Annotated in this window: 9 protein-coding genes; 8 read left to right on the top strand and 1 reads right to left on the bottom strand. The window is 58.0% G+C overall.

Going from position 1 to position 12,446, the window contains the following annotated elements; all coding sequences use genetic code 11:
* Positions 1 to 55: 55 nt before the first annotated feature.
* The 6 genes from larA to QMN23_RS01245 all read left to right on the top strand — a co-directional run bounded on the left by larA (position 56) and on the right by QMN23_RS01245 (position 9,713).
* Positions 56 to 1,315, top strand: a complete 1,260-nt coding sequence (gene larA / locus QMN23_RS01270) for a nickel-dependent lactate racemase (RefSeq protein WP_282001300.1) — start codon at positions 56 to 58, stop codon at positions 1,313 to 1,315.
* 60 nt (positions 1,316 to 1,375) lie between these two features.
* Complete coding sequence (locus QMN23_RS01265; RefSeq protein WP_282001299.1) at positions 1,376 to 2,755, top strand: FAD-binding oxidoreductase; 1,380 nt, start codon at positions 1,376 to 1,378, stop codon at positions 2,753 to 2,755.
* Between the two features lie 52 nt (positions 2,756 to 2,807).
* A complete protein-coding gene (locus QMN23_RS01260) occupies positions 2,808 to 4,070 on the top strand; it encodes a (Fe-S)-binding protein (RefSeq protein WP_282001298.1) in 1,263 nt (420 codons plus the stop codon).
* Positions 4,071 to 4,293: 223 nt separating this feature from the next.
* A complete protein-coding gene (locus QMN23_RS01255) occupies positions 4,294 to 4,857 on the top strand; it encodes a helix-turn-helix domain-containing protein (protein ID WP_282001297.1) in 564 nt (187 codons plus the stop codon).
* A 182-nt stretch (positions 4,858 to 5,039) separates the two neighbouring features.
* Entirely contained in the window at positions 5,040 to 6,764 is a 1,725-nt protein-coding gene (locus tag QMN23_RS01250; RefSeq protein WP_282001296.1) for an acyl-CoA carboxylase subunit beta, read from the top strand.
* A gap of 48 nt (positions 6,765 to 6,812) precedes the next feature.
* Positions 6,813 to 9,713 carry a biotin/lipoyl-containing protein gene (locus QMN23_RS01245; RefSeq protein ID WP_282001295.1) on the top strand — a complete coding sequence of 967 codons (2,901 nt, stop codon included), beginning with the start codon at positions 6,813 to 6,815 and terminating at the stop codon, positions 9,711 to 9,713.
* 111 nt (positions 9,714 to 9,824) lie between these two features.
* On the opposite strand, the gene QMN23_RS01240 is transcribed toward QMN23_RS01245, so the two are convergent.
* On the bottom strand, positions 9,825 to 10,040 hold the full coding sequence (locus QMN23_RS01240) for a hypothetical protein (RefSeq protein ID WP_282001294.1): 216 nt from the start codon (positions 10,038 to 10,040) through the stop codon (positions 9,825 to 9,827).
* A gap of 296 nt (positions 10,041 to 10,336) precedes the next feature.
* Here QMN23_RS01240 and QMN23_RS01235 point away from each other — a divergent pair, with 296 nt between their 5' ends.
* A complete protein-coding gene (locus tag QMN23_RS01235; RefSeq protein ID WP_282001293.1) occupies positions 10,337 to 11,992 on the top strand; it encodes an acyl-CoA mutase large subunit family protein in 1,656 nt (551 codons plus the stop codon).
* Between the two features lie 48 nt (positions 11,993 to 12,040).
* Positions 12,041 to 12,445 carry a methylmalonyl-CoA epimerase gene (gene mce / locus QMN23_RS01230; RefSeq protein ID WP_282001291.1) on the top strand — a complete coding sequence of 135 codons (405 nt, stop codon included), beginning with the start codon at positions 12,041 to 12,043 and terminating at the stop codon, positions 12,443 to 12,445.
* Position 12,446: the final 1 nt, after the last annotated feature.

The raw sequence follows: 12,446 nt of genomic DNA, 5'->3' as shown, positions 1-12,446 counted from the left end.
TCCCTGCGCCCCACAACCTTGCGCTTTGCAACGCTAAGCTGTATCATCATCAGCCATGGAATTGAAGTTCGGCGACACATCGTGGGAATTCGACCTCCCGACTCAACACCTGCTTGACACGATACGGCCAACGGTCGCCGCACCAACGGCCCAACCGGAAACCATCGTCGGTGAAGCCCTGGACCGGTGCGACGAAATCATCCGCTCGTTCCGGCCGGGGGACCGGGTAACCATCGTCACCTCCGACATCACCCGTTATACGGGCAGCGAAATCTATCTGCCGCTCCTGGTGGCGCGCCTCAATGAAATCGGCATCAGAGATCGCGACATCGAAATCCTGATCGCCCTCGGCATTCACCGCAAGCAGACGGAACATGAACACCGCAAGATTGTCGGACCGCTGTTCGGCCGGGTGAAGGTGCTCGATCACGACTGCGACAACCCCGGCGACCTGGCCCTGCTCGGCACAACGACGGGCGGCATCGAGGTCGAGGTAAACCGACGGATTGTCGAGACCGACCGGCTGATTCTCACCGGTACCATCGGCTTCCATTATTTCGCCGGCTTCGGTGGCGGCAGAAAGGCGGTCCTGCCGGGAGTAGCCAGCAGAAAGAGCTGTATGGCGAGCCACTTCGCCGTGCTCAATCCCGGTGAAGGGGCCGGCAAAAATCCGTTGGCGACCACCGGCAACCTGGCCGGCAACCCCGTTCACCAGGCCATGGAAGAGGCATGCGCCCTGGCGGCGCCCGACTTTATCCTCAATACCGTCCTTTCGCCCGACAAACGAATCATCGCCGCCTTTGCCGGTCATTGGCGGGAGACCCATGCCGCCGGGTGCCAGCTCTATGCCCGGCACTTCGCCTACCCGCTCCGCCAGCTGGCCGATCTGGTCGTCGTGTCGTGCGGCGGCTTCCCCAAGGACATCAACTTCATCCAGGCCCACAAGTCGATGGAGTACGGCAGCCAGGCCCTGCGGGAGGGGGGGGTAATGGTCCTGCTGGCCCAGTGCCGCGACGGCTACGGCAATGCCACCTTCTTCAACTGGTTCCGCTTCCGAACGCTGGATGAGTTCGAGACACACCTGCGGCAGCATTACGAAATTAACGGCCAGACCGCCTATTCGACCCTGCAGAAGGCGCTGAAGTTCCGGATCATCCTGGTTTCGGAATTTCCCCCCGCAGAAGTTCGGGCGATGGGAATGATGCCGGCCCGGACCCTCGACGAGGCGTTGAGCCAGGCCAGGGAACTGCTACCGGCCGATTTTTCGGCATATGTCATCCCCGAAGGGGGAACCGTTTTGCCTATCAAGGCGTAGCAGCGATTCCGCCATCCGGAGCAGGGCTCCGAAGAAACCACTATTCACGAAAGACATTCCATGCTCACTTCATCGATTATCGATCAGCTAAAAGCCATTATCGGGCCGGAAAACGTGGCCACTGACCGACAGGACCTGCTCTGTTACGGCTACGACGCCACCCAGATGGAATTTCTTCCGGATGCGGTGCTGCACCCCGGCAGCCCCGAAGAAATTGCCGCCATCCTGAAGCTTGCCAACCGCGAGAACTTCCCGGTTTTTCCCCGGGGTGCGGGCAGCGGCTTTACCGGCGGCGCCCTGCCGAAGGGGGGCGGGGTGGTTCTCGTGACGACCCGTCTGAACCGGATTCTGCGCATCGACACCGAGAACCTGATCGCCGAGGTCGAACCGGGTGTGGTCACCGAACAGTTCCAGCAGGCGGTTGAACGTCTCGGCCTCTTCTATCCTCCCGACCCGGCATCGCTTAAATTTTCGACCCTCGGCGGGAACGTCGCCGAGAACGCCGGCGGGCCTCGGGCAGTCAAATACGGGGTTACCCGCGACTTCGTCATGGGGCTGGAGGTCGTGCTCCCCACCGGCGAGATTATCCGGACCGGCGGCGAAACGTACAAAGGAGTGGTCGGCTATGACCTGACCCGGCTGCTGGTCGGTAGCGAAGGGACTCTCGGCGTGATCACCAAGATCATTTTCAAGCTGCTGCCGTTCCCGGAAGCAAAGAAAACGATGCTCACCATTTTCGACTCCATCGACGGTGCCGCCCGAGCAGTATCGACGATCGTCGGCAACAAGATCATTCCAACCACTCTGGAGTTCATGGATCATGCAACACTCCAATGCGTCGACCGCCGCTTCACCCTTGGGCTCCCCGCCACCGCCCGGGCGGTCCTGCTGATCGAGGTGGACGGCGATCCGGAGCTGATCGAAAAGCAGACGGCCAAGATCCACGAGGTAGTCAAGCCGCTCGGGCTGGTGGAATTCAAGGTGGCCAAGGACGCTGCCGAGGCGGAGGCGCTCTGGAAGGTCCGGCGGCTCGTTTCGCCGTCGCTGCGGGACGTCAACCCGAACAAATACAACGAGGATATTGTCGTGCCACGGAGCAAAGTGCCGGACGTCATCCGTTCGATCGAGCGGATCCAGCAGCGCTACGACATCCCGATCGTCAACTTCGGTCATGCCGGTGACGGCAACATCCATGTCAACGTGATGATTGACAAGGAAATCCCCGGCATGGAAGAGAAAGCCCACCAGGCCATCGAGGAGGTTTTCCGGGCAGCGCTCGAACTGGGCGGGACCATGTCGGGCGAACACGGGGTCGGCCTGGCCAAGCAGCCGTTCATCCCCCTGGAACTCTCCCCGGTCCAGATAGCCACGATGCAGTCGATCAAGAAGGCGCTGGACCCGCACAACATCCTCAATCCGGGCAAGATGTTCCCGGCATAACCGCTAGCGCCGGGCCGGACACAGACCAGTCGCCCGCAGCCAACAGGTATTTATGGATCCGCTCAAACGCGTTGAAAACGAACTGAAGAAATGTGTCAAATGCGGCGCCTGCCGCGCCCACTGCCCGGCCTTTGCCGCCCTGCAACGGGAACCGGCAGTCGCCCGCGGCAAAGTGGCCCTTGCACAGCACCTGCTCAAGGGAGACATCACTCTCGACGACCAGACCTATACCGCCATGTCGAAATGCCTGCTTTGCGGCAGTTGTGTGGAAAAATGCCCTAACGACGTGCCGACCGATGAAATCGTCATGATAGCCCGGGAAGCCCTGGCGCAACAGCGGGGGCTGACCACCTTCCACCAAGCAGTGGGGAGAGTGATCAGAAATCGGCGGCTGATGAGCTTCGGCGCTCTGGCGGCAGCCATCCTCGGCCCGCTATTCTTCCGTAAGGTACCGGCCACCTCCGGGTTGCGCCTCCGTTTCCCCCTCCCGTTCATCGGCACCAAACGGCACATCCCCCAGCTTGCCCGTACCCCGTTCCTCGCCCGCCATCCCGAAGTAATCCCCGGGGAGCCGGGCAAACCGCGGATCGTCTATTTCGTCGGCTGCATGACCAACTTTGTCTATACCGAGGTTGGCGAGGCGGCCCTCGCCCTGTTCCGTCATCTCGGCTGCACGGTGATCATTCCCAAGGACCAGCAGTGTTGCGGCCTGCCGGCCATGTCCGGTGGCGATCTCGCCACGGTTCGCGAACTGGCGGAAAAGAATCTGGCGGCACTGGAAAAGTATGACGCCGATTACGTGATGACCGCCTGCGCCACCTGCGGCGGAGCTCTCCACAAGTTCTACCCGGCACTGATCGGCAAGAAGCATCCCGAGCTAGCCGAGCGAATCGGGGCCATCGCCGCCAAGACGGTAGATGCTGCCCAGTTGCTCCAGCAATTAGGCTTCCGGCCCGGCGGAACTGCCGCCGGCGATGAGTTGACCATCACCTATCATGACCCCTGCCACCTCCGCACCCGCAACATCACCCGCCAACCGCGGGAACTCCTCACGGCGGCGCCCGGAGTCGCGTTGACCGAAATGGAAGGGGCGGACAAGTGCTGCGGCCTCGGCGGGACCTTCAACGTCTACCATTACGAAACGTCCCTGAAAATCAATGAAGCCAAAAGTGCCGCTATTGAACGGACCGGGGCAGCGGCCGTCGTTACCGGCTGTCCCGGCTGCATGATGCAACTTTCCGATGGCTTGAAACAGCGGGGGGCTCGCACGCGGGTAATGCACACCCTTGAGGTCCTGGCCCGCTCCCTCCGTTAGGCGGACCCCCACCTTTCGGGCAAAAAGCCAGGATGTCCCAGATTGATCGATAAAATCGTTTTATTCGCCGCTGGCAAGGCCTCTGAGCGGGCAGGGGAATGGGAAAAACATTCAAACTCTTTAAGTCAAGATAAAAATTATTTTATTGACATTACAAGCTTAATTAGGTAATTAACTGCATGAATAAAAACAAGTTTTATTTCTCCCATTCCTGGGGTATTGGATGACCGACTACAACATCGGGGCGAAAATCAAGAAGCTCCGACTTGCCAAAAAGCTGACCCTGCAGGCGGTAGCCCGCGAGACCGGTTTTTCTCCAGCCCTCATCTCCCAGATCGAGAACAACAACGTCTCTCCTCCCATCGCGACTCTTTCAAAAATCGCCAAGTTTTTTGACGTGAAGATCGGGATGTTCTTCAACGAAGACGAAGAGGAATACCGTTACGAAGTAGTGCGGAAAGGGGAGCGCAAAGTTATCCCCCGCGTCATTTCGCGAGCCGGGACTAATCAGGGTTATTCGTACGAATCGCTTTCCTTCCGCAAGCAGAACAAGAAAATGGAACCGTTTCTGCTGACGGTCTCCGAAAAGGCGACCGAGGAAAACACTTACAGTCACGACGGTGAAGAGTTCCTTTTCGTTATGCGGGGGACGGCCGAACTTCTCCTGGACGAGGAGCGCGTCACCCTCGAGGAAGGCGACTGCATTTATTTCGACTCGTCACTCAAGCACCGGCTCCTGACCAAGGATGGCAATGAAGTGATGGTTCTTGCCGTTGTGACACGCTAGCAGCAAGGTAACGATTTTTCTGAAGGGCCTTTTTGATTCGGCCCTTTTTTTATACACCGCACCGTATACATCCCCTCCCGGCAAGGGTCGGATCGGGAGCCCATTCCCGGAAAACGCAGTTGGTGATGAACCGCGCTGCACAGGCGCTGTTGAAAAATAAAGGTACCGGAAGGATGGCGGAAATGTCCAAGAAAGCAATCAAACCTTCACTCAAGAACCCGTTTGATCCCCCCGAGAAAGTTGAATTCACCATTCCGGGCGAGATCTCCCGCGCCACTGGCGGCTATGAAGAGGCGATGAAAGAAGGCTACGACCTGATCCAGCGGCCGACCAAGTCGGTCAGCATCGATCAGATCGAAAAGCAGCACTTCAAAAAACGGATGACCGTCTGGGAAAGAATCCGCGTCCTTACCGAGAAGGAACCGAACATCCTCTTCCAGAACTGGGGAAAGAACCTTGATGGCGCCTCGCTGGTCACCGGCATCCTCAACGTCCAAGGTCGCGACGTCGCCATTTACGGCCATGACTTTACCGTGCGGGCCGGTTCGATGGACGCTACCAACGGTAAGAAGCTGGCCCGGCTGTTTCAGATGGCCGGCGAGAAGGGTATCCCGCTGATCGGCATGAACGACAGCGCCGGGGCGTTCGTCCCGGCTGGCGTCGGCGGCCTCGACGGCTACGCCGAAGCGTTTACCGCCCTGCGGAAGATCAGCGGCGTCGTGCCGAGCATCATGTGCATGTTCGGTTTCAATGCCGGCGGCGGCAGCTATCTCCCCCGCCAGGGAAGCTTCGTCATCCAGCCCAACGACACTTTCTTCGGGCTGACCGGCCCCGGCGTCGTCAAATCGGTACTCGGCGAAGACATCACCCCGGAAGAGCTCGGCGGCCCCAAAGTGCACGGGCAGTCCGGCGTTGCCGACATCACCGTTGCCGATGAGGTTGCGGCCCTGCGGACCGCCATCATGCTGCTGAACTATCTTCCAGACAACAACAGCGTCATGGCGCCGTTCCAACCGACGAGCGACCCGCTCGAGCGCAAGACCTGGGAGATCAACACCCTGCTCAAGAAGGCATTCAACTCGCCGACCGGCTTCAATACCCCGTTCGACGTATCGATCATCATCCAGCAGATTTGCGACCATGGCGATTACTTCGAAATCCAGCCGGACCGGGCGCGCAATGCCATCACCGCTTTCGGCCGCCTCGGCGGCAACGTCGTCGGTTTCGTCGCCAACAACAGCGCCGTCGACTCGGGCCAGATCGATGTGGACGCCGCCTTCAAGATTGCCCGGTTCAACCGGTTCTGCAACATCTACAACATCCCGATCATCTTCATGGAAGATACCACCGGCTTCCTGCCGGGCCGGGAACAGGAAGCCCGCGGCATTGTCCATGCCGGCCGGGCAATGCTCGACTCGATCGTCGACATCCGGACTCCCCGCATCCTGTTGATCATTCGCAACGCCTTCGGTGGCGCCTACGCTTCCTACAACAACTACCCGACCGGCGCCGACCTGGTGCTGGCCCTGCCGACCACGCGACTGGCGGTCATGGGTCCGGCCGGCAAAGAGTTCGTGTACAAGGATGAACTGCGCAAGCTGCGCAACTCGGTCGCCGAGCGGGTCAAGAACGGCATTCAGCAGCGGGTCGAAGCCGGGGTGAAAGAAGATCAGGCCAAGAAGGACGCGGAAAAGGAAGCGGCCGATTGGCTGAAAGCCCGGGAAGCCGAGCTCAATCTGCGCTACGAGAAGGAGCTGATGAATCCGAAGGAAGCCCTCAGCCTCGGCTCCATTTCCTCCATCGTCATGCCGACGGACCTCCGCCAGGTGTTGGGCGAGAACCTGAACTTCCTGCTCAGGCACTATACCCCGTCACCGATGCAGAGCGTGCAGCGCGAGTTCCACTAACAGCCAACGAATGATCGATCATAGGGACGAGATTGGAGATAGAGACTGATGACACAGACTGCTGATTACTACACGAATAATCCGCTGATCCACAAGGACCGCTGCTTGAGCCAATCGCCTTCGGAATGGGTCCGTTCCTTTTCCTGCGAGGATCTCAAGCCGCTGATTGTCTGCCGCGGGCCGATCCGGAAAGAAGCGATGGATGTCTACGAAGAGATGGGCATCAGCCATTATGGCATCCTGTTGTCCGAAAAGGATTCGATCGTCTACACAAACGCCCTGGCGCCCGAACTGCGGCAACTGACCGATCCCAACCGGGTGCATCGAGTTCCCGATTACACCGGGGCCTCGAAAGAAGAGCGGGTCGAGCGCATTCATCAGATCATCCAGATTGCCATTGATAACGGCTATGACTCCATCTTTGCCGGCTACGGTTTCATGGCGGAGGATGAGGAATTTGTCGCCGCCATCGAAAAAGCGGGCCTGAAATTCATCGGCCCCTGTGCCGCCACCCAAGCCAATGCCGGGAAGAAAGACGAAGCCAAGCGAACCGCCCTGAGCGTCAACGTCAGCGTTACGCCGGGGATCGACAACGTCACCGCCCGGACGCTGCTGAAGAAGTACCCTTCCCGTGACAAGTTGCTGGCACTTGTCCAGGCCGAGGGACTTGCCTGCGATAAAGCCGTCCTCGCTGATCAGAAACTGCCCCTCGAAGACTTGGCCGACCAGATTCTCTATGCCTCGTACGAAAAGGGGATCGATCTCTTTTCCATCGAGGAGCTTTGCGCCCAGGTCCAGGCGGAAGTGGCCGAGATGTTCAAGAAATATCCGCAGAGCCGCGTTCGGCTGAAAGCGATCGGCGGCGGCGGCGGCAAAGGCCAGCGGATTCTCGGCGCGGCACTGCTCACCGTCAAGAACGCCGACGACAAGCTGATCCAGCAGGCTGCCGCCGACGCACCGGGCCTGGTACGGGAAATCCTCAACGAAGTCAAGGCAAACGGGGTCGGCGACAACAAGAACGTTCTGATCGAGTTGAACATCGAGCAGACCCGGCACAACGAGATCCAGCTGCTCGGCAACGGCCAGTGGTGTATTTCGCTCGGCGGCCGTGACTGTTCGCTCCAGATGCACGAGCAGAAACTGCTGGAAGTTTCCTCCACCCAGGAGGGGCTGCTGGCCGCCATTGCCAATGCCAAGACAGCCGGCCGAAAGGCCGAAGTCAAGGCACTGGAAAGCGACCTGAAGGTCCTGCAGCGGATGGAAGAAGAGGCGGCCCGTTTCGGTGAAGCGGTCGGGCTCGATTCGGCCTCCACCTTCGAGTGTATCGTCGACCGAGATCGTCACTACTTCATGGAGGTCAACACTCGAATCCAGGTTGAGCACCGCGTTACCGAGCTTTGCTATAGCCTGAAATTCACCAACCCGAAGGACAAGAAGGATTTCTTTGTTGTCGACTCGCTCGTCGAGGCCATGGCACTGCTGGCACAGCACAAGGAACGGTTGCCGAAGCCGGAGCGGATCGTCCGGTTCAACGCCGCCGTCGAAGCCCGGCTCAACGCCACCGACGCCTCTCTCTCGCCCCATGCCGGCGGGATGATCCGCTACTGGTCGAAACCGATCCAGGACGAGATTCGCGACGATCAGGGAATCAGCCTCGTTAACCCTGATACCGGCTTGTTCATGAAGTACAAAGTCGCCGGCGCCTATGACTCCAATATCGCCCTCTTGATCACCCACGGCGAAGAGCGGCAAAACAGCTTCGAATACCTTTCCCAGATCATCCGCAGCACTACCCTGCGCGGCACCGACCTGGCCACCAATCTGGAATTCCACTACGGGCTGGTCAATTGGTTCATCGGCAATAACGTCAACGCCAAACCGACCACCCGCTTTGTTGTCCCCTACCTTACCCTGGTTGGCATGCTGAAAGAAGAGGCCAACAAGCTTGATCCGGTGTTTGCCTTCGTCCAGATGAAAAAGCACTACGCCAAGCTGATTACCGAACAGTATGCCGATCAGCCCGAGCAGCTCGGCAGCGCTCTCAAGGCAATGTCGGAGGTTCTTGATCGCAAGGGGACCCTGATCATTCGCCCGATGGAGCGGCTTCTCGAGGATCCGCACCTGCTATCCGGCTGGCTCAGCGTGCACCACAAGAATTTCCGCATCGACAACGGCAAAGTCGTTTGGCTGCGAAATCCACTTGGGGTGCTTAACGATACATACGAGTACCTCCACATGTCGCATCGGCCCCACAAACCGGCAGCGGAAATCATCTGGGATCACGATAATGAGCTGCTACAGCGCTCCCTCCGTTTTTCCCGGGCATTGCGTGAGAAATTCGGCCTGCAGCGCGACGAATACTTCAAACTGAACGAAATCCTCCACAACGAAGAGCCGCCCGCCGGATTCAGCGCGGCGGAATGGGAGCAGATCCGTTCTTCCCACTTCGGCTACGAAGCGGGGCTGGAACTGCTCGGCATGCTCTTCCTTGTCGGCATCAACGCCAAATTCTGGGATCTGCGGGTCGAGGACGACCTTGAAATCACTATCCCTGAGCACCTGACCGATCCCGACCTGCAGGCAAGAATGAAAAAAATCCTTGTCCCGCCGCCGGCGACCAAAGCCGACGAGATCGTTGCCGTCTGCGGTGGCATGTACTATGCCCAGGAAGCTCCCGGGATGCCCGCCTTCGTTGCCGAAGGGATGCATTTCGAGAAGGGACAACCGCTCTACATCATCGAAGTCATGAAGATGTTCAACAAGATCACCGCACCGTTCTCAGGCACCATTGACAAGATTCTGATTCAGGGTGGCGACGGCACGATCGTCCAGAAAGGACAGCCGCTCTTCAAGGTTACGCCCGACGAGAAATTTGTCGAAGTGGATCCGAAGGAAATCGAACGAGCCAAACGGGAACGGACCGGCGAATACCTGAAGGCAGTCCTGTAAGGTCCTGATGTGAGATGACCATACGTCACAACAACATCCGGAGGAATACCTGAAGCCCGCTGATCCAGACCACCCCCGCCTGCAAAGACGGGGGTAGTTTTTTCAGCCCGGTCAGGCACCGTCCAAATTATAGTCGTCGTGTTCGACGCACTCGGACTGCGCTTCGAGAAACGATTTTTCCTGCGAATCCTTGACGACTTCCAGGACACCATGATTCACCGACCAGATTGTCCCGCAGCTTGGGCATTCCATGATGTTTTCGTTGAAACCGTTGGAATGAAGATCAATATCGAGGTGCTCATGGCTCTTGCAGACGGGGCATTTCATAACTGTCCTCCTTTCGAACCATCCGGCACCGGCCAGATGGTTTCGCATGTCGAAACCTTAAAGGCCAATCGGGCTGTCATGTGCGAGACGCAAGGTGGGACTGTATTATGACTATACCTCAAACCGGCTCAATTGAAAGTGAGTGCTGGGGCCGGGTATGAGGGGGCAGCCGCCGGGAAGGGACTACCACGTTCGTCCTTTTTTCAAGCCGGGCAGCAGTTGATTGACGGTCGTAGGCCGCAGGACCATTATTTTCCCCAGCGGGGGCGTATTTTATTCAGAACCAGGAGAGTACTATGAGCATTGACGACAGCAAGAAGGCTTGGCAGGAGACGGTCGTTCAGAAAAACATTACCAAAACGCCTGAACGCAAAGCCGAATTTTCCACCACTTCCGCGATCGAAATCGAGCGGTGCTTCACGCCGGGCTTCGACTATCCGGGATACGATGAAACAATCGGCTTTCCCGGGCAGTTTCCTTTCACACGGGGAGTTCAGCCGACCATGTATCGTGGCCGGTTCTGGACCATGCGCCAGTACGCCGGCTTCGGTACGGCACGGGAGTCCAACGAGCGCTACAAATACCTCCTCCAGGCGGGTCAGACCGGCCTTTCCGTCGCCTTCGACCTGCCAACGCAGATGGGCTACGATTCGGATCACAGCATGAGTCAGGGGGAAGTCGGCAAGGTCGGCGTAGCCATCGACTCGCTGGCAGACATGGAGATTCTTTTTGACGGGATTCCGTTGGAGCGTGTCTCCACCTCGATGACCATCAATTCGACCGCAGCGATTCTCCTCGCCATGTACATTGCAGTGGCTGAAAAACAAGGCGTATCCCCGGACAAGATTTCCGGCACTATTCAGAACGATATTCTCAAGGAATACATGGCCCGGGGAACATACATCTATCCCCCCAAGGAGTCCATGCGGATCATCACCGACATCTTCGCCTACTGCAAGGATAACGTCCCGAAGTGGAATACCATCAGTATTTCCGGCTACCACATCCGCGAAGCCGGCTCCAGTGCCGCCCAGGAAGTCGCCTTTACGCTTGCCGACGGTATCGCCTATGTCGAAGCAGCGATAAAAGCAGGACTCGCGGTTGACGATTTCGCGCCCCGACTTGCTTTCTTCTTCAACGCCCACAACAACCTTCTTGAGGAAGTGGCGAAATTCCGTGCCGCCCGCCGCATGTGGGCCAAAATCATGAAAGAACGGTTTGGCGCCAAAGATCCGCGGTCGATGATGCTCCGCTTCCATACCCAGACTGCCGGCTGCACCCTCACCGCCCAACAGCCGGACAACAATATTATGCGTGTCACCATTCAGGCTTTGGCAGCCGTACTCGGCGGGACCCAATCGCTGCATACCAACTCCCGGGACGAGGCGCTTGCCCTGCCGACCGAAGATTCGGTACGGATCGCCCTTCGTACCCAGCAGGTTCTGGCATACGAATCCGGCGTTGCCGATTCCGTTGACCCGCTTGCCGGCAGTTTCATGGTTGAGGCCCTTACCGATCAGATCGAGCAGGCCGCCTTCACTTACATCGAGAAAATCGATAAGCTTGGCGGGGCAGTCGAAGCAATTTCCCGCGGCTTCCAGCAAAAAGAGATCCAGGATTCAGCCTATGCTTACCAACGGGCGATCGAAACAAATGAACTGGTTATTGTCGGCGTCAACAAGTTCACTATCGAAAATGAACCGCAGCCAGAGTTGCTGAAAATCAAGGAAGAGGTAGAATTGGCCCAGAAAACGGCCTTGGCTGAACTGAAACAGCGGCGGAATGACAGTGAGGTCCGGTCAGCACTACAAGCACTTGAAACTGCCGCGAAAGGAACTGACAACCTCATGCCGCCGATCCTGAATGCGGTTAAGGCGTATGCCTCTTTAGGAGAAATTGCCGATGTCCTCCGTAACGTTTTCGGGGTGCATCGAGAGACCGTCGTTTTATAAACAACTTGTCGGGGCGACATCATGTCGCCCTTTTTTCAAGGAACTGACATGTTAACTAAAATCAACCATCTCGGCATCGCCGTACCCTCACTCAGCGAAGCAATCCCCTTTTATCGCGACCACTTGGGCATGACATTCCAGGGGACCGATGAAGTCGCCGAGCAACAAGTTCGTGTCGCCTTTTTCCAGATCGGTGAATCCAAGATCGAACTGCTCGAACCGACCGGCCCGGAAAGCCCGATTGCCAAATTCATCGCTAAAAACGGCGCCGGAATTCATCATGTCGCCTATGAAGTCGACGATCTTGTCGAAGCTCTTCGCAAGCTCGAAAGCGAGGGGGTGCGGATGATCGACCGTACGCCGAGAACCGGTGCGCACGGCACTTTAATCGCCTTCATTCACCCCAAGGCAAGTGGCGGCGTGCTTACCGAGCTTTGTCAGCTTGCCCATTAAC

It is taken from the genome of Geotalea uraniireducens, from assembly GCF_027943965.1.
Taxonomy (GTDB): Bacteria; Desulfobacterota; Desulfuromonadia; order Geobacterales; family Geobacteraceae; genus Geobacter; species Geobacter uraniireducens.
Note: the sequence above shows the minus strand (reverse complement) of the source record. Positions and strands in the feature narration are given on the sequence as shown.